General features: G+C 72.0%; 19 protein-coding genes. 13 read left to right on the top strand and 6 right to left on the bottom strand.

From position 1 onward, the window contains the following. Positions 1–1,077: a Gfo/Idh/MocA family oxidoreductase gene (locus tag OG542_RS09925; RefSeq protein WP_328410039.1), complete on the bottom strand. Its 1,077-nt coding sequence runs from the start codon at positions 1,075–1,077 to the stop codon at positions 1–3. 356 nt (positions 1,078–1,433) lie between these two features. Between OG542_RS09925 and OG542_RS09920 the strand changes: the two genes are divergently transcribed. The 11 genes from OG542_RS09920 (at position 1,434) to OG542_RS09870 (ending at position 16,628) form a co-directional block, all read left to right on the top strand. Next, entirely contained in the window at positions 1,434–2,528 is a 1,095-nt protein-coding gene (locus OG542_RS09920; protein WP_328410037.1) for a DegT/DnrJ/EryC1/StrS family aminotransferase, read from the top strand. Beyond that, on the top strand, positions 2,525–3,667 hold the full coding sequence (locus OG542_RS09915; RefSeq protein ID WP_328410035.1) for a DegT/DnrJ/EryC1/StrS family aminotransferase: 1,143 nt from the start codon (positions 2,525–2,527) through the stop codon (positions 3,665–3,667). The genes OG542_RS09920 and OG542_RS09915 overlap by 4 nt, the downstream gene beginning before the upstream one ends. A gap of 113 nt (positions 3,668–3,780) precedes the next feature. Further along, positions 3,781–4,755 carry a UbiA family prenyltransferase gene (locus tag OG542_RS09910; RefSeq protein WP_328410033.1) on the top strand — a complete coding sequence of 325 codons (975 nt, stop codon included), beginning with the start codon at positions 3,781–3,783 and terminating at the stop codon, positions 4,753–4,755. Continuing rightward, complete coding sequence (locus OG542_RS09905; RefSeq protein ID WP_328410031.1) at positions 4,752–6,122, top strand: protoporphyrinogen/coproporphyrinogen oxidase; 1,371 nt, start codon at positions 4,752–4,754, stop codon at positions 6,120–6,122. Before OG542_RS09910 ends, OG542_RS09905 begins: the two co-directional genes overlap by 4 nt. Beyond that, positions 6,109–7,692 (top strand): class I adenylate-forming enzyme family protein, encoded by a 1,584-nt coding sequence (locus OG542_RS09900; RefSeq protein ID WP_328410029.1) that lies wholly within the window; start codon positions 6,109–6,111, stop codon positions 7,690–7,692. The genes OG542_RS09905 and OG542_RS09900 overlap by 14 nt, the downstream gene beginning before the upstream one ends. A 263-nt stretch (positions 7,693–7,955) precedes the next feature. Further along, positions 7,956–8,777 (top strand): class I SAM-dependent methyltransferase, encoded by an 822-nt coding sequence (locus OG542_RS09895; RefSeq protein ID WP_328410027.1) that lies wholly within the window; start codon positions 7,956–7,958, stop codon positions 8,775–8,777. Further along, on the top strand, positions 8,774–10,597 hold the full coding sequence (locus tag OG542_RS09890) for a CoA transferase (protein ID WP_328410025.1): 1,824 nt from the start codon (positions 8,774–8,776) through the stop codon (positions 10,595–10,597). Before OG542_RS09895 ends, OG542_RS09890 begins: the two co-directional genes overlap by 4 nt. Then, the gene (locus tag OG542_RS09885) at positions 10,594–12,345 is read left to right on the top strand and encodes a class I adenylate-forming enzyme family protein (RefSeq protein ID WP_328410023.1); all 1,752 of its coding nucleotides are present in this window, start codon (positions 10,594–10,596) and stop codon (positions 12,343–12,345) included. Before OG542_RS09890 ends, OG542_RS09885 begins: the two co-directional genes overlap by 4 nt. Positions 12,346–12,684: 339 nt before the next feature. Beyond that, positions 12,685–14,349 (top strand): phytoene desaturase family protein, encoded by a 1,665-nt coding sequence (locus OG542_RS09880; RefSeq protein ID WP_328410021.1) that lies wholly within the window; start codon positions 12,685–12,687, stop codon positions 14,347–14,349. 778 nt (positions 14,350–15,127) lie between these two features. Continuing rightward, complete coding sequence (locus tag OG542_RS09875) at positions 15,128–15,841, top strand: ABC transporter ATP-binding protein (protein ID WP_328410019.1); 714 nt, start codon at positions 15,128–15,130, stop codon at positions 15,839–15,841. Positions 15,842–16,043: 202 nt separating this feature from the next. Further along, positions 16,044–16,628, top strand: a complete 585-nt coding sequence (locus tag OG542_RS09870; protein ID WP_328410017.1) for a hypothetical protein — start codon at positions 16,044–16,046, stop codon at positions 16,626–16,628. Positions 16,629–17,023: 395 nt separating this feature from the next. Here the strand turns inward: OG542_RS09870 and OG542_RS09865 are convergent, their stop codons facing one another. The 5 genes from OG542_RS09865 to OG542_RS09845 form a co-directional block, all read right to left on the bottom strand. Then, positions 17,024–17,338 carry a hypothetical protein gene (locus OG542_RS09865; RefSeq protein WP_311128115.1) on the bottom strand — a complete coding sequence of 105 codons (315 nt, stop codon included), beginning with the start codon at positions 17,336–17,338 and terminating at the stop codon, positions 17,024–17,026. Between the two features lie 46 nt (positions 17,339–17,384). Then, the gene (locus OG542_RS09860) at positions 17,385–19,196 is read right to left on the bottom strand and encodes a prenyltransferase/squalene oxidase repeat-containing protein (RefSeq protein WP_328410014.1); all 1,812 of its coding nucleotides are present in this window, start codon (positions 19,194–19,196) and stop codon (positions 17,385–17,387) included. A 71-nt stretch (positions 19,197–19,267) separates the two neighbouring features. After that, positions 19,268–20,158 carry a terpene synthase family protein gene (locus OG542_RS09855; RefSeq protein WP_328410012.1) on the bottom strand — a complete coding sequence of 297 codons (891 nt, stop codon included), beginning with the start codon at positions 20,156–20,158 and terminating at the stop codon, positions 19,268–19,270. Between the two features lie 551 nt (positions 20,159–20,709). Beyond that, the gene (locus OG542_RS09850; protein WP_328410010.1) at positions 20,710–21,744 is read right to left on the bottom strand and encodes an ABC transporter permease; all 1,035 of its coding nucleotides are present in this window, start codon (positions 21,742–21,744) and stop codon (positions 20,710–20,712) included. Next, entirely contained in the window at positions 21,741–22,727 is a 987-nt protein-coding gene (locus OG542_RS09845) for an ABC transporter ATP-binding protein (protein ID WP_328410008.1), read from the bottom strand. Before OG542_RS09845 ends, OG542_RS09850 begins: the two co-directional genes overlap by 4 nt. Before the next feature lie 296 nt (positions 22,728–23,023). Between OG542_RS09845 and OG542_RS09840 the strand changes: the two genes are divergently transcribed. Both OG542_RS09840 and OG542_RS09835 read left to right on the top strand, forming a co-directional pair. Then, positions 23,024–24,253: a sensor histidine kinase gene (locus tag OG542_RS09840; protein ID WP_328410006.1), complete on the top strand. Its 1,230-nt coding sequence runs from the start codon at positions 23,024–23,026 to the stop codon at positions 24,251–24,253. Continuing rightward, entirely contained in the window at positions 24,250–24,906 is a 657-nt protein-coding gene (locus OG542_RS09835; RefSeq protein WP_328410004.1) for a response regulator transcription factor, read from the top strand. Before OG542_RS09840 ends, OG542_RS09835 begins: the two co-directional genes overlap by 4 nt. The last annotated feature ends 115 nt before the right edge of the window (positions 24,907–25,021 follow it).

The raw sequence follows: 25,021 nt of genomic DNA, 5'->3' as shown, positions 1-25,021 counted from the left end.
TCAGCGGCTCCCGGCGCGGGAGTGCGGTGTGACGGCGCAGTGCTCACGGGCCGCGCACAGCAGCCGGGCGGTCGCGCAGGCGAGCGGGAAGTTCCCGACGCCCCTGGCGCCGGAGACGAAGCCGCGGTAGGCGCCGTCCAGGAAGTCGGTCAAGGCGTCGTCCCGGAAGACGTGGTGTCCGATTCCGGGCACCCCGTCCGCGTCGAGGACTCCGGCCGGCGGGGCCGCCGTACCGGGGCCGAAGGGGGTGATGACCAACTGCGCGTGGTCGTCGTCCTCGCTGAGCGGGAAGTGGGCCGTGGCCGTCCCGCCCTCGAACGAGCAGACGACGCTGCGTTGCCGGACGGGTGCGCCGAGGTCGGAGCGCAGCAGCGTCACCACGCCCGAACGGTGCTCCAGTTCGACGTGCGCGCCGCCCAGGCGGGGCAATCCACGGTCTTCGCAGCGCAGGTCCCAGCAGCGCGCGGCGCGGAGTTCGGCCGGCCCGGCCAGATCGAGCGCGAGCGCCAGGGAGTGGGGGATCTCCACGTCCAGGGCGGACGGATGTCCGTCGGTCGCCAGGGACCGCACGAAGCGGGGCTTGTGCTGGTCGACGGTGATACGGCGCAGGGAGCCGAGTCGTCCACCGCGCACCAGCCGGCGCAACCGGTCGGTGAGCCGGGAGGTGATCCAGTGGGCAACGGCCACGAGATCGAGCCCGGCCTCCTGACGCAGCCGGATCAGGGCGTCGAGTTCGTCCGCGGACGCGGCGAGGGGTTTCTCCACGATCATCCGGCGGAAGCCGTGTCCGGCCAGTTCCGCGAGGAGGTCGTAGCGCAGCCGGGGCGGTGTGCACACGTGGACCACTGCGGTGGCGGGGTCCACGTACCGCAGGGCCTGTTCCAGCGTGGTGACGGCCGTGACCTCGCCGGGCATGCCCAGGGGCCGCATACCGCCGGCGCGCGGGTCGCAGCCGACCGCGGGCAGGGCGACGAGCGGATCTCCCGTGGCCGCGGTCCGCCGGGCCAGACGGACGAGCGTGTTCAGATGCAGTCCTGATCCGGACCGGCCGAGCCCGACCACGAGGGGCTGCAGCACAGGGCCTCCTGAGAGGGGAACGGGAAGGAAACGGGCGTGCTCAATTCGCTGCGCCGCGCACAACTCCGGTGCGTCGCACCACTGTTGCGGCCCCGTGTGGAAATGGTCAAGACGTCCGGAACGTCATTCCCCAGAACGTGTGAAGATGATCCTTTCCTTTCTCCGTCGACCGGAAGTCCGATTAGCGTGGGCATTCCACTGACACGACGGAGACAGGTGAGAGATTGCCTTCCAGTGGACAGATTCCGGCGCGCGCCGGGGATGCATTACCGACTGCGCCAGGAACGGCCGATCGAATTCCCTTCTTCTCTCAGGCCGCGACTTTCGAACGACTGTGGCCTTCCATCGAAAAGGCGTTGGATGACGTTTTCCACAGCGGCAAGTTCTCCCACGGAAAACAGGTCGGGCAACTCGAAGCGGCGCTCGCGGACTACACCGGAGCCCGGCATGTGATCGGCGTCAACAGCGGCACCGACGCGCTGGTGTTGCTGCTGCGCGCCTGCGGAGTGCGCCCCGGTGACGGTGTCCTGGTGCCGGCGTACTCGTTCTTCGCCACCGCCTCGGCTGTCGTACTGGCAGGCGGGACACCGCAGTTCGTCGACATCGACCCGGAGACGTACGCGATGGACCCCGCGGCCCTGGAGGCGGCCGTCACCCAGCGGAGCCGGTTCGTGATGCCGGTGCATCTGTTCCACACGATGGCCGACATGGCGGCCGTCACCGCCGTCGCCCGGCGGCATGGCCTGACAGTCGTCGAGGACAGCGCCGAGGCGATCGGCATGCGCCGGTACGGAGTGCACGCGGGCCTGCACGGGACCGGCGGCGCCCTGTCGTTCTTCCCCTCCAAGACGCTCGGCGCGCTCGGCGACGCGGGAGCCGTGCTCACCGACGACCCGGAGGTGGCGGCCACCGTCGCGGCGCTGCGCCACCACGGCAGGACGGGCCGCACGCTCAACAACTTCCCGGCCATCTCCACCGAGAGCGCCCTGCCCGGCGCGAACAGCAAGATGGACGACATGCAGGCGGCCGTCCTGCTCGTCAAGCTGTCCCTCCTGGAGGAGCACATCGCGCGCCGGGCCGAACTGGCGGACGCGTACACCGCCCGTCTGCGGGACACGCCGGGGATCCTCCGCCTGCCGCGGACCACCGCCGGAACACCGGACGACCGCGACGTGCACTACGTCTACCTGATCGAGACCGAGCACCGGGACGCCCTCGTCGACCACCTCGGTCGGCACGGCATCGGCACCGAGGTCTACTACCCGCTGCCGCTGCCCCACCAGCCCGCCCTCGCGCACCTGGGCCACCGCCAGAGCGAGTTCCCCCACGCCGAGGCGGCGGCCCGGCACGCCGTCGCCCTGCCCTTCCACCCCGATCTCCGGTCCGACGACCTGGACCTCGTCTGCGACACCATCCGCTCCTTCCTCGCCGGAACGAGGACGACCGCATGACCGCGACGCTCCCTCCCGCCGTCCCGTTCTTCCCTCCCGCCCTCTTCGAAGCCGACCGCTCCGCACTGATCGGGCTGGTCCGCGAGGTGGGCCTCGACCCGGAGCAGCGGTTCATCCTGGGCAGGCGCACCGCCGCCTTCGAGGACCTGCTGCGCGAGGACCTGGGGGCGGCCGACGTGGTCGCCTGCTCCAGCGGCACGTCGGCCCTCTCGCTGGTGCTGCGGGCCATGGACGTAGGCCCCGGTGACGAGGTGATCGTGCCGGCGTTCGGCTGCGCGCCCCTGGCCGCCTCGGTGGTCGACTGCGGGGCCACACCGGTCTTCGCCGACATCCGGCCGGACACCATGACCATGGCCCCGGACGAGGCGGAGCGGCTCGTCACCGAGCGGACCAAGGCGGTGATGCCGGCCCACATGTTCTCCGTCATGGCCGACATGCCACGCTTCGCCGAACTGGCCCGGCGGCACGGACTGCGCCTGCTGGAGGACTCGGCGGTCGCCCAGGGCGGCGTACTGCGGGGCGTCCCGGCCGGACTGTGGGGCGACGCGGGGCTCTACTCCTTCGTGCAGGTCAAGACCTGTGGCATGCCCGGAGAGGGCGGCGTGGTCGTCACCCGGGACCCGGCACTGGGCGAGAAAGTGCGGATGCTGCGCAACCACGGCCAGTACGCCGGGCGGCGGTTCGTCCACCACGCCGTCGGACTCAACAGCCGCTTCGACGAGATCCAGGCCGCCTTCCAAACGCATCGCTACTCCGGCTTCCCGGCGCGGCTGGCGCGCCGGGCGGAGATCGCCGCGTACTACACCGAACGCTTCACGCCGCTGGCCGACTGTGGTGTAGTACCGCCGCCGCCCGGCCCGGACGGCCGGTGCTTCTACGTGTACACGGTCCTCGCCGAGGACCGGGAGGCTCTCGGCGCCCACCTGGCCGAGTGGGGGGTGGCCACGCACGTCTACTATCCGCACCCCCTGCCCGCCCACCGTGCCTTCGCTCCCTACGCGCCGCCCGGTGACAGCTGGCCGCGCGCCGAACAAGCCGCCCGCCGCCATCTCGCCCTTCCGGTGCACCACCTGCTGACCGACGCACAGGTCGAGCACGTCGCCGACCTCGTGTGCGCCTTCGCCACCGAGCACCGCTGACGCGCGCCCGCCCGCCTCGGAACCGTTGACCCGCGACCGCCCGCCTCGCCCATCCCACTGCCCGGGCGAGCGGCACCCCCCTTCGGACGCAGACACCCCCCAAGAGGTCACCCATGACGGACAGCATCGCGGCCGGCCGTCCGGCCGCCACCGTCCACGGCCAGAGTCGGCTGCGCGCCTACGCGCGGCTCGGCAAGCTGGACGTGTACGACTACTACCTCGGCATCTTCCTCGCCCTGACCGCCGCCCTGTTCCCGGCCGGCGCCTTCACTGCCCGGCAGGCACTGGTGATGGCGATGTTCCTGGCCGGCGAAGTCGCGGTTCTCATGGCGATGGTCGCCCTGGACGACGTCACCGGGTTCCGGGACGGCAGCGACCTCGCCAACTACGCCCCTGACAACCCGCTGCGCAACAAGGCACGCAAACCCCTGGTCGCCGGGGCACTGACGGTGCCCCAGGCGCTGCGCTTCGCCTGGGCCTGCGCGGCGGCAGGGGCGGTGCTCTGGGCGGGCGCCGCCGCGCTCGCGCCGCACCATCCGCTGTGGGCGCTGCTGACGGCGGGCGCGCTGTTCGTGGTGTCGCTGCAGTACTCGTACGGCCTGAAGATCAGTTACCACGGTTTCCAGGAGGTGTTCCTGGTCGCCCTCGGCGCCGTGCTGGTGATCGTTCCGTACGGCCTGGTGACGGGGGGCTTCTCCGGATTCCTGATGGTGCAGGCGGTGCTGTTCGGGTTCGGGCCGCTGATGTTCGGCGTCTACTCCAACACCAACGACGTGGCCGGCGACCGGGCCGTGGGCCGCCCGACCGTGGCCGCCCTGGTCTCCGAGCGGGGCAACGCCGTCTTCATCGGGGCCCTGTCGGTCGCCGAGCTCCTCATCGGCGCGGTCGCCTCGGCCACGGGGGTGGCCCCCTGGTGGTTCGTGCTGTTGATGCTGCCGGCGACCGCGCTGCGGGCCCGTCAGTACCTGACCGGGTTCGTCCGCGGCGACATCATGACCGCCCGCCGGACGGGCTTCGCGGTGCACCGGCTCAGCGTGGTGCTGATGACCGTGGCCAACGTCGTCGTCGGAACGGGAGCCGCCCAGTGAAGCCCGAACTCGACGTCGCCGTCGTCGGCGCGGGCATCGCCGGTCTGACCGCCGCCCACGAGCTGCGCGGCGCCGGGCTGGCCGTCCGGGTCTACGAGCAACTGCCGGACGTCGGCGGCCGGATGCGCAGCATCCGCCAGGAGGGCTGGACGGTGGACACGGGCGCCGAGCAGGTCCCCTCCCGTGGTTACCGCGCGACCTGGGAGCTGCTGCGCCGGCTGCGCGTCGCCCCCGCGGACGTGCCCCGGGTCGGCGGCGGGGTCGCCGTCTGGCGCGGCGGACGCGCCCACCTGGGCGTCGGCGAGAGCACGGCCGTGGTCACCGGAGCGGGCCTGTCCCCCCGGGCGCGGCTCGACCTGGCCGCCTTCTCCGCATGGACCGGCCGCCGCCGCGCCGAATTCGACGGCGACCGCCCCGAGCACAGTCCGCTGGGCGCCGCCACCGTGCGGGAGGTGGCCGCCCGCTACCACCGCGACCTGCACGACTACCTCTTCCAGCCGGTCGCCGGCTGCTTCTTCGGCTGGGACACCGCCCGGTCCACGGCCGCCCCCATGGTCAGCCTGCTGCTGGAGGCCGGTTCCACCGCCTCCTGGCGCACCTACCGCGACGGCATGGACTTCCTGGCCCGCCGCCTGGCCACCGGCACCGAGGTCGTCACCCACCGGGCCGTACGCGAGGTCACCGACGGGGGCGGGCACGCCGTACTGCGGTTCGACGACGGGCAGGTCACCGCGCGGGCCGCCGTGCTCGCCGTACCGGCACCCGTCGCGGTGGCGCTCCGCCCGGACGCCCCCGCCGACGAGCAGCCGTTCCTCACCGCGTGCACCTTCACGCCCATGATGAAGGTCAGCTGTCTGCTGGACCGCCCCCTCGCACCGGCCGCCCGGCGGCCGGTGCACATCCTGCTCACCCCGGCCGCCGAGGAGGACGTGCTCTCCGGCGTCGTCGTCGACCACGCCAAGCACCCCGGCCGGGCACCCGCAGGCCGGGGCCTGGTCACCCTCGTGGCCGGTCCGCACCGGGTGCCCGAGCTGCTGGAAGGCCCTCCCGAAGAGGCCGCCGACCTCCTCGTCCGCGCGGCGGAACGCTATGTCCCGGGCATCGGCGACGCCTGCCGCCACCGTCTCGTGCACGCCTTCCGCCACGGCCTGCCGGAAGCCACACCTCAGGCCCTGCGGGAACGCGCCGGCTTCCTGTCCCGGCCGGTGCGCGCGGTGGAGTACGCCGGTGACTGGCTCATGCTGCGGCCCGCCTCCGAGGGCGCCGTCCGGGCGGGCGCGCTGGCCGCGTCCCGCGTCCTGAGCAGGCTCGGACGGAACACTCCGGCCGGCCACGACCGAGCGGAGGAGATCCATGCGACCGCATGACATGGGCACCCTGTTCGACGAGGCGGCGGCAGGCGGCGCCCGGACGGTGGTCCACCTGGACCGGCCCTTCGACATCGCCCCGCACGCCGGCACCCGGTGGACCGTCACCGAACTCGCCGGCCTGGTCCGCGCCACCGCGGCCCGCCTCGCCGACGCCGGTGTCGGGCCCGGGGACCGCGTGGCGATCGTGAAGGACAACCACTGGGACTACGACCTGCTCGCCTGCGCCGCGGTCCGTCTCGGCGCCGTACCGGCGCTGCTGTCCGCCCGCCTCGACACCGCGAACCTCGTCACCCTGCTGGAGCGGCTGCGGCCCGCCGCGCTGGTCACCACCTCAGCGGTGCTGGCCCGCTGCCGGGACACCGCCGCCCGCAAACCGGCCCGGATCCTCGTCACCGTCGACTCCGCCGCGCCCGGCGCGGTCCACCTGGCCGCGCTGGACGCGTCCCGCCCTCGCGTACCGGTGCGGCGCCACGACGACGAACCTCTGGTCATCCATCACACCTCGGGGACGACCGGCGTGCCCAAGCTGGTGGTCCACTCCACGCGGACACTCGTGCACAAGCTGGCCCGCTTCGAAGCGGTGCGCTACCCGGGCATCGGCATCCGCCGGGACGACGTTCTGGCCAACGCCAGCGCGTACGGCCACGGGCGCACCTTCTGCTGGACGGCCGTCGTCGTGTCACTCGCGCCCGCCGAAATCCTCATCCTCACCGGAAACGACCCGGAGGCCGCCGACCCGCTCCTGCGGGCCCACCCGCCCACCGTCGTCGAGGCCCTGCCCGCCTCCTACATCCGGCTGCGGCCGCTCACCACCCGGCTGGACAACCCCTTCCGGGACGTCCGCCTGTACATCAGCACCTACGACGCCGTGCACCCGCCCGCCCTGCGCGCGTACCTGACCGCCAGCCGCCGCGCCCGCCCGCTGTGGATGCAGGGCTGGGGCCAGACCGAGACCGGACCGCTGACCTTCCGCTTCCACACGCGGCGTTCCGCGCTCGCACCGGACGCGGAGACCACGGCGCGTCGGCTCGGCCGTCCCGTGCCGGGCCGGACCCGGCTGCGCGCGGTGGACCCGGACACGCTGCGCCCGGTGCCGCGCGGCCGTCCCGGCCTGCTCCTCGTCCGCACCCCCGCCCTCGCCCTGGGCTACGTCGGCGAAGAGGACCGCTGGGACGCCAAACGCGTCGGCGACTGGTGGTCCACGGGCGACATGGGCGTCCACCACCGTGACGGCAGCGTCAGCGTCCTGGACCGCGCCGCCGACACCCTGCCCGGTATGAGCTGCCTGCGGACCGAGGACGTACTGGAGCAGCGACTGCCGCAGGCCCTGGAATGCGTGATCCTCGGTGCCCCGGACGGCGACCCGCTGCCCGTCGTGGTCACCGCCGACGGCCGACTGGACCCGGATGCCTGGAAGCAGGCCACGCATGAACTGCCCGCGCTGCGCGACCCGACCGTCCTCACCTGGGACGAGGTGCCCCGCACCGGGACCGGCAAGGTCCGCCGCGCGGCCCTGGCCCGGCAGCTCACCGGCGCCGCACCTGCCGGCACCGGCCGGTGGACGTGACCGGGGCGCCGTTCGACGCGGCCGGCCGGCCCGGGCCGTTCGACGGCGTCGGCCTGCCGGGGCCGCTGTCCGGCGGCGGCTGTCCGGGCCGCTCCGATGACAGGTCTCGCCGGAGCGGCCGGCTCCCGCCCCGGCCGGCGTTCGCCCACCGGGCGCGTGCCGACGGTGTCGAACCCGCCGGTGTCGGCCGCAGGGCCCCGTCCGGGCCGCACCTGACGACGCCGGGCCTGACCGGGCAGCGTTCTCACGAGAGGAACCACACCGTGTCCCAGCCCGCTCCCGTCCGGGAGGGCACCCACGCGGTCTTCGGAAACGGCACCGCGCACAGCCGCGACCAGCACTCCTGCCTGGCTGCCGCCTACGATCCGGTGACCCTGCCCCGCCTGGCGGCCGCCGGTGTCGGCCCGGGCTGGCACTGCCTGGAGGTCGGCGCCGGCGGCGGCAGCATCGCGCGCTGGCTGGCGGGCCGGGTGGCACCGGGCGGCTCGGTGCTCGCCACCGACCTCGACCCGCGCGACCTGGCACCCGGCCCGCGCCTGGAGGTCGCCGCCCTTGACGTGGCCCGCGACCCGCTGCCGGAGGCGGCCTACGACCTGGTGGTGGCCCGCCTGGTCCTGCAGCACCTACCCACCCGGGACGCCGTCCTGCACAAGCTGGTGCGCGCTCTCAAGCCCGGCGGCCTGCTGCAGATCGACGAGCTCGACGCCTCCTACGAGCCGCCGCTGCTGACCCCGGACGCGGAGGCGGAGGCGCTCTATGTCCGGTTCCTGCGGGCCAAGACTGGCGCGCTGCGCGCCGCGGGCGGCGATCCGCACTGGGGACGCAAGGTGCCGGCGGCAGTGCGGGCGGCGGGGCTGACCGCCATCGACGTCCACCTCCACATCGGCGTACGGCACGCCCAGGACCCCGGCCTCGGACTTCAGTTGAACCACACCCACAACCTCCGGGACCGGCTGACGGAACAGGGCATGACCCAGGAGGACCTGGACCGCGTGGGGCGGCTGATGCAGGACCCGTCCTTCCGCGCCGCATCCAGCGTCCTGTACTCGGTGCAGGGCCGCCGGCCCGGCCGGGGGCGATCGTGACGCCACACCTGCGCGCCGCGGCCCGGCCGGACGTCGCTGCCGCGATCGCCGGCCGGCTGCTGCGGCACGCCGCGCGGGACCTGCCGGAGACGAGCGGCCCAGGCCGGGATACGCCGCGGTACACCGTCGACTGGGCGGGGCCGGTCGGTGCGGACCTGCCGGACGAGCGCGCCGTACAGGCCGCCTGCGGTCTCATGCAGGTCCACGGCCGGGCGACGGGCGGGCCGCTCCCGCTGGCCGTCGACTACGCCTCGGTGGTGGCGGGGGTGCTCGCCGCCCAGGGCGTCACCGCTCTCCGCTTCGCGCGGGCCCGCGGCCTTGACCTGTGCGAGGTGCGGACCTCTGTGGCGCAGGGGGCGCTTCTGGCGGTCGGTCAGTACCTCGCCGCCGAGACGGCCCGCGACAACTCGGGTCCGCCCGAGCCGGATTCGCCGGCTCCGTCGACGGCCGGACCGGACGCGCTGCCGACGGGCGGTCTGGCGACCCTGGAGACGTCCGACGACGCCCGAGTAGAGGTCGAGACCCTCGACCCCCTGGCGTGGCGGGAGTTCTGGGTCCGGCTCGGCGTGGCCCCCGTGCTCGCCGGCCGTGGCTGGCTGCCGTTCCAGCAGCGGTTCGCCACCGCCGTCTGCCCGCTGCCCGACGAACTGCGCCGGGCCGCCCGCCGCCGCACGCTGGCGGAGCTGCGGGCCGCCGCGCACCATACCGGCGTCAGCCTCCTCACCGTCGGTTCCGACCCGGCCCCCGCGGTTCGCCCGGCCGCCTGGTGCCTCACTCCGGGACCGGCACCTTTCCCCAGGGCCCGGGCGCACCCTTGCACCGCCGTGCCCGGCCCACGCCCGGCCGTCCCGCTCTCCGGTGCCGTCCTGCCGCTGACGGGCCTGCGGGTGGTGGAGTCCACCCGCAGGGTGCAGGGCCCGCTCGCCGGGCACGTCCTGCGGATGCTGGGTGCCGAGGTGGTCCGGATCGAACCGCCCGGCGGCGATCCGATGCGCTGGCTCCCTCCGCTGGCGGGAGACTGCTCGGCCCGGTTCTCGGCTCTCAACGCGGGCAAGCCGGTGGTCGAGGCCGACCTCACCACCGCGCCGGGCCGGGACATGGCCCGCGCGCTGGCCGCCGAGGCCGACGTCTTCCTGCACAACTGGGCCCCCGGAAAAGCCGCGCGGCTCGGCCTGGACGCGTCCGACCTGCTGCCCGGCCACCCCGCCCTGGTGTACGCCTGGGCATCCGGCTTCGGGGACGCCTTCGGCGACCGGCCGCCGCCCCTGGGCACCGACTACCTCGCCCAGGTGCACAGCGGCCTCGCCGCGGCGGTACGGCCGGCGGACCAGCCCCCGGCCCCCTCCCTGATGACCCTCACCGACGTGCTCGGCGGGCTGGTGTGCGCCCAGGGGGCGCTGGCCGCGCTGGCTGCTCGGGAGGCGACCGGCCGGGGCAGCCGCGTCGACTCCTCCCTGGTCTCCGCGGCCGCTCTCGTCCCCCGTCCCGCGCACCGGCCCCGCTGGACGGCACTGGACCGGCCGCTGCGCACAGCGGACGGCCAGCTGTGCCTCGGTCCCGAGGCCCGGGTGCGCCCCGAGGCGGTGCTCCGCCTGCTGGACGGCGCCGGCCCCACGGCCACCGAGGACCTCGCGGCCCGCTTCGCCCGCCGCACCACCGAGGAGTGGACGGTACGGCTGGCCGAGGCCGGTCTGACCGCGACCCCCGTGCTCACCGACCTGACGGCTCTGGCCCGCGCCCCGGCCTTCCGGGCGGCCGTCGCACCCCCTGATCTGTCCACCGGCCACGCACGCCCGTACGCTCCCTGGGAGTTCGCATGACCGCCGCCCCCACGACCCGGCGTACCGCCCCACCCGCGAGCCGGGGCGGGCAGCCGGTGTGGATCTCACGCGCCGGAGTGCGCTTCCCGGATCTGGTGCCCCGCGCCCAACGACGTGCCTGGGTGACGGCGGGCCTGTGCCCGGACACCGACCTCTACGCACTGTTCACCGGCCGGGTCCGCGAACACCCGGACCACCAGGCGCTGGTGGACGACGCCGGAGTGCTGTCCTACGCGGCGCTGGACGCCGAAGTGCGCCGGATCGCCGCCCTGTTCGCCCAGGAGGACCTGGGAGACGGGGACGTGGTGGCGCTCCTGCTGCCCAACGGAGGCGACGCCGTGGCCGCGGAACTAGCCGTCTACGCGATCGGCTCGGTGGCCCTCCCGATCCCCGCGGGCGGCGACGACCGGGACGTCCGGGCGCTGCTCGCCCGCTCGCGGGCCCGCGGCGCCGTCCTCACATCGGCCTGCCGGGCACAGGCCGTCGCGGATCTTCCGCATCTGCGCACCGTGTTCGCCCCCGGCCCGGGTGACGGACGGACGCACGGGCTGCACTCCTCGCCGACCGCGGCCTGGCCCTGGCGGCCGCGGCAGGCCGACCCGTACGGGCCCGCCCGCATCCTGGTGTCGTCCGGTTCCGAAGCCGAGCCGAAGATGGTCGCCTACAGCCATCACGCCCTGGCCGGCGGCCGTACCCGGTACGTCGGGAGCCTGCACCCCGACACCACGGTGCCGCCCCGCCACCTGGTCCTCGTCCCGCTGGCCTCCTCTTTCGGTTCCCTGGGCACACCGGTCACCCTCGCCGCCCTCGGCGGCACCCTCATCGTGCAGTCGGCCTTCGACCCGGCCGGAGCGCTGCGGATGGTCGCCGAGCATCGTCCCACCCACCTCTTCGCGGTGCCCACCATGCTCCGCCGCATCGCCGACCTCCCGGCGCGGCCGGACGAGGACACATCGTCGTTGCGTGCTGTTGTCGCCAGCGGCGCCCCTCTGCCGGCGGCCACCGCCCAGGCATGCCGTGAACGGTTCGGCCGCCCGGTGGTGACCGTGTACGGCTCGTCGGACGGCGTGAACTGCCACACGGCCGGAGAACGCACCCCGCCGGGCGACAGCGTCGGCACTCCGGACCCCGCGGTGGCCCGCATCCGGATCACCGGACCCGACGGCGCGCCGCTCCCCACCGGGCGGACCGGTCAGATCGAGGCCCTGGGCCCCATGACGCCGCTGTGCTACGTCAACGCGCCTGAACTGGACGCCCGTTACCGCACCTCCGACGGCTGGGTGCGCTCGGGCGACCTCGGTCGGCTGGACGAGCGCGGAAGGCTGCACGTCCTGGGCCGGCTCAAACGCATCGCCGTGCGCGGCGGTCTCAACATCAGTCTCGCCGAGGTCGAACGCGAACTGGGCACCCATCCAGCGGTGGCCGAGGCGGTCTGCGTCCCGGTGCCCGATCCGGACCTAGGGGAACGACTGTGCGCCTGCATCCGCCCGGTCCCGGGCACACCCGTTCTCACGCTGTCCGACCTCACGACCCACTTGCGGGACCGTGGCCTGGCCCGCCGGAAACACCCCGAACGTCTCCTGGTGGTGGACGAGATCCCTCTCGCGCACAGCGGGAAGGTCTGCTACCGCACCCTGATGTCCCGAGCGACCGCGCGCTCAGCCCGGGAAAGACCGCAGGGCGCTCGCGAGGCTGATGAGAGCCGCCGGGGCAGATCCCCCAGATTGCCACCTGTGGAGCCGACGTAGGGGAGGCTTCCCGGGGATGGGAGACCCCGGCAGCGCAGCCACCGTCGTCGGGGGCGACTTCTCGGCAGGTGGGATGCCCACCATCGACAAGGAGGTCAGATACCGCGCGAGCACCAGCGCGTACACGGCGAGGAGCTGGGGTCGGCGGCTTTCCGCGAGCACCACCGCGTGCGTGGCTCCACATGGCCGGCACCGAGCTCCTCCCGGCCATGGCTCGAGCCGGATGCCTCGGCCAGCCACAGGCCGTGGCCCGCAGCGATGCGGTTGCGTGACTGGGGGCGAACAGCTCGTTTTTCCCGGTGTATGTAGGCATGTAGAACTGCAGCGAAGGTGGTGGCTGTGACGGATCGCGTGTTGGTGGGCCGGCCGTTGGCGGCGGGCGGGCTGACGGACGAGTACGACGCGGCGGTGGTTGGGTCCGGGGCCGGCGGGCTGACCACCGCGGTATGCCTGGCGCGCCAGGGCCGGCGGGTGGCGGTGTTCGAGCAGCACTACACCGCGGGCGGCTACACCCACGCTTACCGGCGGCGCGGCTGGGAGTGGGACGTCGGAATCCACTACGTGGGACAGCTGACGGAGCGAGAGCCGGTCCGCGTGCTCTCGGATTATCTGACCGGTGGCACGCTGCAATGGGCCCCGCTGGGGGACCCGTACGACGAGTACCGCTTGGCGGGGGAGGTGTACCAGGCGCCGGTCGGCTTCTCGGCCTATCGGTCCGGTCTGATCGCGCGCTTCCCGGCCGAACGAGCGGGCATCGAGGCGCTGTTCGGGCTGATCGGGCGGTGCCGGGCGGTCCTGCCCGCGCTCGCACTGGGACGGCTGACAGGCCCGGTGGTGCGACGGCTGGCCCGGGTCCTGCGGGCGACGGCCGTGCCGCCCCAGGCGCTGTGTCCGGCCCGGGAGGTGGTGGAAGGGCTGGTTCGCGATGAGAGGCTGCGGCAGGCTGTGCTCACCCCGAGCGCGCTGCTGCTGGCCGACTCCACGGCAAGGCTGCCGTTCTTCCTCCTCGCGGTGCTGTTCGAGCACTTCCGGACCGGTGCCTGGTACCCGGTGGGTGGCAGTGCCGCGATCGCACGCGCGATGCTCGAACCGATCCGCGCCGCCGGCGGCGAGGTCTTCGTGCGGGCGCCGGTGGCCCGGATCGAGCTGGACGGGTCGCGCGCGACGGGCGTGGTGCTGGCGAACGGCACCCGCGTGCGGGCTCCGGTGGTGGTGAGCGCGGCAGGCGCCCAGAACACGTACCGCACCCTGCTGCCACGCCAACCCGACCGCATCGCAGACCGGCTGGACGGCATGCGGCGCGGATTCCCGTTCGTGGTGCTCTTCCTCGGACTGGACGGCGACCCCGCGGAACTCGGGCTGCCGCGGCACAACCTGATGGTGACCGACGAGGACTGCGACGCCCTCTTCGACGGAACGGGCGGGCGGACCAGCGGCTACTTCTTCTCGTTCTCCTGCGCCAAGGACCCGACCTGGACCACGCGCCACCCCGGCCGGTCGACCGGAGAGATCCTGACCTACGTACGGCCAGAGCTGTTCGAGCCATTCCAGGGCTCACGATGGCAGCACCGGGACCCCGCCTACCTGGCCTTGAAAGCCGAGCTGACCGCACAGCTCCTTGACCAACTCCACCGCCAGCTGCCCCGCACCACAGGCCGGGTGGCCTACCACGAGCTCGGCACCCCGCTGACGGCCGAGCACTTCGCCGACTGGTCCGGCGGCAGCTTGTACGGGCTGGCCAAGGACGTGGCCGGCTTCGGCGACGGCCACCGCCCCGGCCTGGCGGACTGGCTGCGCCCACGAACCGAGGCCAAGGGCCTGTACCTCTCGGGCCAGGACTGCCTGGCCGGCGGCTTCCTCGGCGCGGTCACCAGCGGCCTGCTGGCCGCCCACGAGGCCCTGGACCGGGCCGGCCGGGCCCGCCTGTGGGCAGGGCTGTTGCGCCATGGCGTGCGGCCCCGATCGACCCGTTCCGGGCGTACCCCGGCCGTCCAGGAACGGTGATGTGCTTGCGTTGCTGGGCTTGGTGGCCGTCCTGGTCATCCTGCTGATCAGTGGCATTGCGATGTACGTGACCTATCGGCATCCCGTCCTGACCCCGCCCTGGTTCAGCCCACGGTGGCAGCTGGTGTGGCGGGGGTGCTCATGGCAGCCGTCGGCATCGTCGTCACTCGTCGCTGACCTTGCTTTCCGCTCGGGCCCGGGACGCCCCTGTGCCGCGGGCGGCCCCGACGACCGCGCGAGAGGGCCGGCGCGCGCCCGACCCCCGAGGTACTCCCTGCCTCCCGCCCGCTCCGCTGCGTTCCGCGTAATCCGCCGCCTGAAGTCGCGAATCTGGGGTGTGACCTGCGCGGACATGGGTGAGGGCGCCTGAGAGGCGTTTCCTGGACCCGATACGCCCCGGCGGCCACTGAGGAGTGTGTCGTCCCCGACGGTGCCACGCGTCTCGCTGACGAACTCAAGAAGATCGATCCACCTGCGTTCGACGGCTACCACGGGTTCATCTGGGCCGAGTTACTCGACCGCTGGCTCCGGTAGTTGCCCGCGACCGCCACGATCCACGGCGATCACCCACCGTGCCCAGTGCATCGAGCGGCTCGCGAATAATGCGACACCTCAACATGCAAGCCCACCAGTCCCGGGGCCGTCACCGGAACAGCGGGTGGCCGCCGTTACACCGGCGGTACGGACTCGTTTGACACCGGGCGGCAGCGCCCCCCGGGGCAGGGGTGCGCCCAGGCCGGACCGTGCGATCCGGGTGCAGCGGACGGGTCAGGGAGGCATGCGCCTGTGGGGCCCCGGCCTCCGTGCCGGGCCTTCCTCCGGGCCTGCTCGTTACCTCTGTCCGATCTTTCGAGGGGCTCATGTGCAGGCAGTAACGACGCGCCATCGGCTGCGGATCCGCGGAGTCCGCAAGGCGTTCGGCGGCAGGCAGGTCCTGTGCGACGTCGACCTTGATGTGCCCGCCGGGACGCTGGTGGGAGTCGTCGGCGAGAACGGCGCGGGCAAAAGCACTCTGTTACAGATCGCTGTAGGAAACCTTGCGCCCGATCGCGGAACGGTGACACGGACCGGGGCGGTCGGGTACTGCCCGCAACGGGCGGTACTGAACGACGCGTTCACCGTCGGACAGCATCTGCGGTTGTTCCAGATGGCCTACCGGCTGCCGACGCTGGAGCGCGCCGACGAGCTGATGGAGCTGCTGGCGCTGACCAGTTGCCGGCGACAGCAGGTCGGCGAGCTCAGTGGCGGAACGCGGCAGAAGCTGAACCTGCTGATCGCTCTCATGCACGATCCGCAGTTGCTGGTCCTGGACGAGCCCTACCAGGGTTTCGACTGGGACACCCATCAGCGGTTCTGGTCCCTGGCCGCCGATCTGCGTGATCAGGGCCGGTCGATCATCGTGGTGTCGCACCTGCTGCACGACCTGCACCACTTCGATGCGATCGCTCATCTGCGCCAAGGGCGTCTGCACTTCGAGGAGTCGAACCGTTGAGGCTCTCCTGGACGGCATTCATCGAACTGCTGCGCTGCACTCTTCGGGGCCACCTGCGCAACCGGCTGGCCCTGGTTCTGGCGGTCGCGTTCATCCCCATCTGGATTTTCGTGGCGCGCTTGTGCACCTCCGACCAGGTGGTGCGTATCCGGCTGGACGCCATCAGCGGCCCCGTCTCCGCTCCGGCCAGCCAGGTGGGCCAGTGGCCAGCGCGCTGGGCGCCATCACCATGGTCGCCGGCTTCATCGCCTTCACCGAGACCTTCCAATCGCGGGAGATGGACCGCCGTCTGTTGCTGGCCGGCTACCCCCGGCTGCCGATACTGCTGGCCAAACTTGCTGCCGTCGCCCTTACTGCCGCCCTGCTGTCTTTCTACACCACGATCCTGCTGTGGATCTCTCTGCCCGTCCGCCACGCAGCACCCCTGGCGCTGGCCCTTGCGGGTGCCGGCCTCGCCTATGGCGGCATCGGTCTTCTGCTCGGTTCTCTTGTCCGCGGCGAGCTGGAGGGCTTCTTCCTCATCATCATGCTCAGCCTGGTAGACACCGGCCTGCAGAATCCCGTCTTCAACACACTCATGGATGTGGCAGGCGTGTCCGCGCTTCCTCTGTACGGCGTGAACCAGCTGGCGCTGAGCTCAACCCTGACCCCGCACATCCCCTGGTCTCACGGCCTGCTCTCCCTCACCTGGTCCGCAGCGACCGGCGCCCTGGCGCTGCTCGTCCTCCACACCCACCGCACTTCCCGCTCACCGCGGCCCCGCAGGGCGAGAGTCCAGGCAGGGTGATCACAGTGAGGACGGCCTTCCTGCCGGGCCCTGCTTGCTGGCCCCAAGGCTGTCCAATCAAGCCGTGTGAACAGGGTTGTTGAGGTCAGTGCCGTGCTGCGCTGCGCCCGCTGGGGGCCCAGGCCACCGGCGGTATGGCTCACCGCCGATGCGCCGCAGTTCGCCGCCCGGTCGCAGACGGCCAAACAGTCCCGACCGACCAGCTTGGCCTCCGTCTGTCCGTGTTCCTCGGACGCGCCGGCCGTCTGTCGTCAAACGATGTTTGACGACAGACGGCCGTGACGGGTTTGGACCGATCGGCTGGGAAACGACACGGCCGCCTGACAGGGAATCACCTGCGATGTGGTCTCAGACCCGGGCGGCGGCCCGGCAGGAAGAAAACGACCTGTGAGCGGCTAGTTGCCCTCCGGGGGCAACCCGAAGTTCTGCCGGTCAAATGCCCGCTGGCGATCGGCGTAGGACCGCTCAGTGTCCGCGGGCGCTGCCCTCCGGGTGGGCTCGGTCACCTGGTCCGTGCCGTAGACGTAGCACGTGGACTCACTGCCGTACGTCGGCCTGTACAGCGTGACGGCGTACAGGTTCTCGTCGGCGTTCGCGCAGGTGACCGTGCGCACGATCCCGTCGTGGTACACGCCGTTGCTGCTCTGGCGGTGGCTGACGATGCGCACCTCCCGATTCGGGTCGGGCTGGAGTTCTGCAACCGTGGTCATGGTGAATCTCCTTCACTGCGGGAGAAGGGGGGATATTTCCCTTTCGTCACCTTCGCATGCCGGTCTTCTGTCGGAAAGTTACTGGTGGGTGTGCAGCCCGATCGGCGAGCCGGCGGCCTGGTGGGGTCGAACAGGGTGGCCGTCGGCCAGCTGCGGAGTTCGCCACAGCTGACCTCGTTCCCTCACTGCCACCTCTGACGCCGCGTTCAGGGACGGCCTGCGCAGGCCCGTGACGGGCCGGAGATGAACGAATGACGCCTTCACCCTTGTCAGCATTGGTCACCGGGGGTATTCGGCATGGTGCGGGTTCCAGGCGGGGGGTGAGGTGGCCGAGGGCGAGCAGGGTGAAGACATCGGCGAGCGCGGGAACGGTGAAACCGAACGGGCGGGGGCCGATCGAGTCCGGGATACTTGCGATCGATCCGTCGGATTGTTGCTGGGTGAGCAGGTAGGCGGCGCCCCGGGTAGCGGGGCCGGGGGTGTTCTGCGTCGTGAGGGCCGTCAGGGCGTAGGCGGTGCTCAGCGCGTCGCTCGCGTCGCCGTCCTGCTGGCCCCACCCGCCGTCGGCGTTCTGACAGTCTGCCACCAACCTCACGGCCTTTCTGATGATGTGCTGCGCGGGGCTGTCGGGGCCTCTGCGGGGGTGGTGGGAGGCCGCCAGGACGGCGCGCGAGACGGTGTGCAGGCGGCTGCTGCTCCAGTCCGGCGGGAAGGAGCCGTCGGGGCGCTGTTGGGAGGCGAGGTAGCTCATGGCTGTTTCGAACTCATGGTGGTAGGCCGGGCCCTGGGTGCTGAGGGCGTTGGCCGCGGCGGCGGTCATGCAGGCTTCCGATGGCGCGCCGGTCAGGTAGGTCGGAAAGCCACCGTCCTTGCCGCGCAGGGCGTGCAGCGCGCGTAGTGCGCGGCGCAGCGGTGCGCGGTAGGCGTCGGGGTCGGCGAGGTGGAGGACTTCGACGGCCACCGAGGTGCAGTCCACGTCGGGGAGTTGGACGCCGTCGGTGTAGGACCAGCCGCCTGCAGGGTGCTGAAGGGCCACCAGACGCCGGGCGATGAGGTCCATGACCGATGCGGCGGCTCCGGCGGCGTGCAGGGCGACTCCGGCGGTGGCGGTGACCCAGGTGTCCTCGTCGCAGATGAACGGCATCCCGCCATCGGGACGCTGGTGCTGCAGTGCGGTCTTCACTCCCTCGACGACCACCGGGTACTGGCCGGGGACGGGTAGCAGGGCGTGCAGTACCGAGAGGTGGATGAGCAGGTTGGCCTCCCAGACGGTTCCGGGCCGCTGCGTCGAGCGCAGCAGTTCCAGGTCGCCATTGTCGATCAGGCGGTGTCCCCGGGCGTGGGCGAGGACGGCTTTGACCGCGGTGACCTGGACGCGCGCCCAGGTGTGCAGCCCGTGCAGACTGGACGCCTCGGGGGCGGTGGCGATCTCGTCGGCGGTGGGGGCGGCGTCCAGGAGCGTCAGGACGGCATGCAACAGGGCGCGTTTGCGGGGGCCGGTGAAGTCCGGGGCCCGGGCGAGGAACTGTTCCACATCCAACAGGCCGGGTGGGCCGGGCCTGTGGTGCAGGGCGGCCCGGGCCATGAGCCGGTCCAGCGGTTCGGGAGAGTTGCAGTGCAAGGACAGGTAGGCGGCCAGGCGGCTGCGGGCGGGGGGTTCCAGGCGGGCGCGGTCCAAGAGGGCCAACAGCAGTGCGGATTCCAGGACGCGGCTGCGGCACGGACTGTGCAGGGTTCCGTCCGGCCGGATCAGGTCCAGGACCTGAGAGCGCAGCCGTGCGGTGGCGGGGGCTAGTTCGGCAGGCAGCGCGGAATGTGGCCAGCGGGGCATGCACGCGGCCGGGGCAGCGATTCTCATCGGGGGCCAGTTCCTCCACTTCGTCGTGTCCGGCCTGTACTGGGTGCGTCCGGTGGAATGGTCCTTTCGGGTCAGAGCTGCGGCCCTGACACCTGAGGGGGTGCGGGCGGCCCGGGTTCGGGGGTGAAGCGCCCGGTGCGGGCCAGCCAGCGCAGCGTGGCGGCCATGAACGTCTGCGTCAGGTCCACGTACCGGCACACGTCTACCTGCCGCTCAGGGGGCACGCCGTGGCCCATGCGCAGAGCGGTGGCGGCGGTGTGGAAGTCGCTGCGGCGGCCGGCGACCATGCCAGCCGCCCGTGCGCGGCCTGCAGGCAGGGAGCAGCCGTCCTGCCGGGCGAGGACTGTCACCAAGTTGTCCTGACCGGCAGCGGCGTCGTCGGCCGCCGAGGCCAGATCATTCGCCCATCCCGCCACATCGGCCAACGCCTGCCGTAGCTCGCCCAGTAGGGCACTGACCTGCGGACACTCCACCAGCGGGGCATTGCCGGTGCGTTCCAGCACGTCGAGAAGCGGAAGCAGGGTGATCGTTCGGCGGCGCAACCGCACATACGGCTCAAGGGGCAGCCGGACACCGTTGCGGCGCAGGGCCACTTCCTCCTCGGTCGCATCCAGGAAGTCGGTGTAATCCGCGGTGAAACGCTCCCTCCATCGGGCGGACATCCCCTCGGTCGTGCGCTCCCACAGCCCTCTCAGCACTGCGGCATGCGGGGCGGCCGTTGCCGCGGGCATCAGACCACCGCCGGAGGCCAGGACCTCGCGCAAAGGAGCAGTGAACTCCTCCACCTCGCCGGCTACCAGCCCCATGCCTCGCCGGTCGATCATGTCGTCCACCCAGCAGATGAACACCGCCCACTGGGCCGTCAGGGCCACGTCCTGGGCGCCGGCCCGCGGCAAAGCTCCTTCAGCGAGCGCCTCCAACCTCATCGCGGCAAGCCGCCGCTGCTCAACCTCATCCCCCACCAGTCCCACTGTCCGAGCCCACCGCAGCACCGTCCCGGGCCCGGAACTGACCGAACTTGTCTGCGGGGCGTCCATGCCCCCACGGTGACCGAACCGCTTCCTGGGCGGCAGGCCAGGCGCCTGAATTAACCCCTATGGATGATCACCGCCTACCCCGATCCGTCATTTCGGGAGGCGACAGCAGAAGAACGGCACCCCAGGGCCCGGTAGCAGGACCGGATTTCGAAGAGGGGGAGGGGCTGTTGGTCATGACGCTCTGGACGCCCGCAGGGCGGTACAGCGGGCCGCGAAATGGGCTCTGATCGGTCGGCCAGATCAGTGCGGCGTGCAGCATGCCGGTGCGGGCGCATCAGCCGCGTGGTTCCCGGGGCTGCGAGGGATTGGCGCGGCGGACCGACCTCGGCGTGTTGGAGACCTCGATCGGGGCGCCATCGTCACGGTAGTGACCGACAGCGAAATCTCCACCGTCCGCCCCCCGACAGGTGCTGGTGATCGGAATGACGGGGCCCGACTCCTCGGAGTCGGGCCCCTGACTTCTTCCTGCCGGGACGTCACAGCAGGCGCTTGCGGCCCCAGACCATGATGAAGGTGACGACGGCGGCGGCGACGGCGAGCATGATGCCCGCTCCGAGCCACTGCATCGAGTGCATCTGGGAGATGGGGAGGTAGTCGATGGACCAGCCGATGACGTGCTTGGACTCCAGGCAGGCGGTGTGCGCCCGGTCGTTGTCGATCTTGTCGATGCAGGCGGTCCAGTCCAGACGGGCTCCGGAGCTGGTGAGGAAGTAGGTGCCCTCTCCCTGCTGCACCGCCCCGGCGGGCAGCTTCGGCCGTGCGGCGCCGGGTCCGACTCCCTTGTCCGTGCTGACCGACAGAAGGTTGCCCAGGTCCAGCCGGAATCGGTCCCAGACGACCCCGATCGCCACGACGATGCCGAGCGTGACCACCATCGACACCAGCGTGCGGCGCAGGAGCATGCCGACCGCTACGCCCACGACGAACGTCATCAGGGCGTATGCGACCGGCATCACCCAGGTGACGTCGAAGAACGCGCCGCTGGTCCACTCCAGTGTGCCGGACCGCCCCTTGACCGGGCTCCACCACCAGTTGAAGACGGCGGCGAGTACCGCGGTGGACAGTGCGATCAGTGCGGCGGGCATGGCGAGCTTCGTGGTGAGCCAGCGCAACCGGCTGACGGACTGCGAGGTCACCAGCTTGGCGGTGCCGGATTCCAGATCGCCCGCGATGAGCGGGGCGCCGAGCAGGACACCCGTGAGGAGGGGGACGTAGCCCAGGTATCCGCCGAAGCTGAAAAGGCGGGCCGTGTACTTCTCGAAATCGGGCGGCAGGCCGCCGGACTTCTGCGGGTGCGCGTCCAGGTAGTCCACCACCTGCCCGCGCAGAAAGACCATCACGACCACGCACAGGAGGGTGAGGGCGATGAGGGTCCAGAACGCGGCGCGGTGCTGGCGCCAGACGAGCCAGGTCGTACCGCCGAGCCTCGGGCCGGCCTGCCGGGAGCCCGGTGCGTTCTGCGGGCGCCCGGCGGGCGCCGTGTGGGCCAGGTCGTCAGTGAGCGTGGTCATGCGGTCACAGCCTTCTGCCGGTCGCGGGTGATGATGTCGTGGATGTCGCCGACGCGGGCGCTGGGGGCGATCAGCGAGGGCGCGTCGGGTGCACGCAGATAGGCGAGCAGCAGCTCTTCCAGGGTGGGAGGCCTGACCGGCCCGCCGGACGTGATCGGAGCGCCCAGCCGCACCAGGACGCCCGGCCGGCCCTCGCCGCGGTGGGGCTCGATGACGGTGTGGGGTGCGACGGCGGGCAACGAGCCGCCCCCGGGGATGTCGAGAAGGGCGTGTGCGGCGCGTAGTTCGTTCACCTCGCCCGCGAGACGCAGACCTCCGTTCGCGACGACGAGGAGGTAGTCGCAGATGTACTCCAGCTCGGCGAGCATGTGCGAGGACACCAGGACCGTGGTGCCGTGCTCGGCGGCCTCCGCCGTCAGCGTGGCCATGAGTTCTCGGCGCACCAGCGGGTCCAGATCGGACATCGGCTCGTCGAGGATGAGCAGGTCGGGGCGCTTGCCGAAAGCCAGGGCGAAGGCGACGCGGGTGCGCTGCCCGCCGGACAGCGTGCCGATCCTCGCTTTCAGCGGCACCCGGCCCGCGTGGACGATGCCCTCGGCGACCTCCTGGTCCCACTGGGGGTTGAGCTCACGGCCCAGGCGCAAGGTCTCGGTCACGGTGAAGCGCCGGAACAGCGGCTTCTCCTGGGTGAGGAACGCGGTGCGCAGGACCGACTCCGTCGACCCCGGTGCCGCGCCCAATACCCGCAGGCTGCCGGTCGTCGGCCGGATCATGTTGGTGGCCAGTCCCATCAGGGTGCTCTTGCCGGCGCCGTTGGGGCCGACGAGGCCGCAGACCCGCCCGGCCGGCAGCCGGAAGGAAACGTCCCGCAATGCCCAGCCGCGCCGGTACTGCTTGCCGAGCCCATGGGCCTCGATCGCCGATGCGCCGACGAGGGGTGCGAATCCCGTTCCGTTTCCGCGATGCGTCCCTGGGTGGTCCATGTGTGGCTCCTGTGCGTGTGGGAGGAGGGTCGGCCCTGTGCGTGTGGGGGAGAGGGCCGGCTGGGTACGGTCGACCACTGCCGGGAAGCCGCCGACGCGGGCTCCAGATCCTCCGGGGCTCCCCACTAAGGTGATGTCGGCCGTGATCATGACGTGGTCCTTGCGTGATGAATGGCGAACGCCGCCCGGTGACCACGACTCTCCTCCGCGGCGTCTCGCGGCGGATCGGGCGAAAGACAGATCATGCGAGGCCGGCTCCGACTTTCGGCCGGTCCGCCGGAAGGACGGTGAGAGAGATGGTGCAGGCGGCGGACGAAGCGCCCACACCCACGGCCACAAGGGAGACGGGACGTTCGCAGTTACTGCCCGTCACGGTGCCCGTCACGGCGTGGATGTTGCTCGGCGGAGCCCTGGTCGGCCTTGTCGTGCTCGACTGGGCAGGCGGCCTCTACTGGATCCCCTACCACGGCCCCGCCAAGCTGATCGGCGCCCTGGTGATCGTCGCTCTCGCCGTCGTCTCACCCCGGCTCAACAGCCGGGCGCTGCCGGTGGCCGCCTGCGTGAGCGCGGTCGGGTCGCTGTGCCTCTCGGTCTGGATACACCTGGAAATGGTGGGCGCCTCGCAGCCGTTGGGATTCGCCGAGCCGGCGGCGCTCGTGTGGCTCCTGCTGCTTGCCGCCCGACGGGGGAAGCCCTCGTGGGTGGCGCTCGCCGTCCCTCTGCTGGGCATGGCGATCGTGCTGCGGCCGGTGTCGGTCTCGGTGCGGCAGTCCACCACCATCATGGCGCTGCTCTTCGCCCTGGCAGCGGTCACGGCGCTGGGCATCGGCCTCGGCATGCGCCTGCTCCTGGTGGACCGGCGGCGGCAGGCGGCGGCCCTCCGCCTTGAGCAGCGGACAGAGTTCGCCAGGGACCTGCACGACTTCGTCGCCCACCACGTGACCGGCATCGTCGTGCAGGCGCAGGGGGCCCAGGCGATCGCCGGCCGGCGGCCCGAACTCGTACCGCCCGCGCTGCAGCGGATCGAACAGGCGGGCTCGGAGGCACTGACCTCGATGCGGCACATGGTGGGGATGCTGCGTGACGCCGACGGCGACGTGACACTGACGCCGCTGGCGGGCATCGGTGAACTGCGTACGCTCGTCGAGGAGTTCTCGGCCGTCGGCGGCGCCCATGCTCGGCTCGAACTGGAGGGGAACCTCGACGACCTGCCGGTCGAGGTGTCCACCACCGCGCACCGGGTGGTGATGGAGGCCCTCACCAACGTACGCAAACACGCCCACGGGTGCACCGAGGTGCGGGTGCGTGTGGACCGCTCGGGAGACCGGCTCACCGTACGGGTCAGCGATGACGGACGGCCGCGTCACCTCTCCCAGAGCGGCTTCGGGCTGAAGGGCCTGGCCGAGCGGGTGGGCCTGATCGGCGGAGACGTCCAGGCCGGCCCGGTGACGGCCGGCGGCTGGGCCGTCGAGGCGACCCTCCCCGTGTCCCCGGCCGCCTCCCCGGCGAAGGCGGCGGCGTCATGACGATCCGTGTGCTGATCGCCGACGACCAGGCCATGGTCCGTGCCGGGTTCGCGATGATCCTCGCCGCGCAGGACGACATCGAGGTCGTCGGCGAGGCCACGGACGGGGTACACGCAGTGGAACTCGCCGAGCGCAACCGGCCCGACGTGGTGCTGATGGACATCCGCATGCCCCGCATGGACGGGCTGGAGGCACTGCGCAGACTGACCCGCCCCGGCACCGTTGATCCGCCGAAGGTCGTCGTGGTGACGACGTTCGACGACGACGAGTACGTCCAGCTCGCTCTGGGCGAAGGCGCCTCCGGATTCCTGATCAAAGACTCGGGGCCCGCCCTCCTCGTCGAGGCCATCAGGGCGGCCGCCTCCGGCGAGGCGCTGGTCAGCCCGGCTATCACCGTCCGGCTGCTGCGGCGCCTCAACAGCGCCGTGCCCGCCCCCCGGGAACCGCACACCGCACTGTCCGCACGGGAGAACGACCTGGTGCGCCTGGTGGCCAGAGGACTGACCAACGCCGAGATCGCCACCGAACTGACCATCTCGGTCGGCACGGTGAAGACTCATCTCTCCAACGTGCAGATCAAGCTCTCAGCCCGCAACCGTGTGGAGATCGCCGCTTGGGCCTGGGAATCCGGGGTCGTCGACGGGCGAGGGTGAGAAAGTGGGCCCGCTTAGGGGGGGCCTCCATGTCTTTATTCAAGCGAGGCGTGGGGTTCTGGGTTCGTAGAAGGTGCCGTCGCGGAGCATCGCGAACGCACGCCGCCCGAACCGG

The organism is Streptomyces violaceus (genome assembly GCF_036014075.1).
Classification (GTDB): domain Bacteria; phylum Actinomycetota; class Actinomycetes; order Streptomycetales; family Streptomycetaceae; genus Streptomyces; species Streptomyces violaceus.
This window is presented reverse-complemented; position numbering and strand designations above follow the sequence as displayed.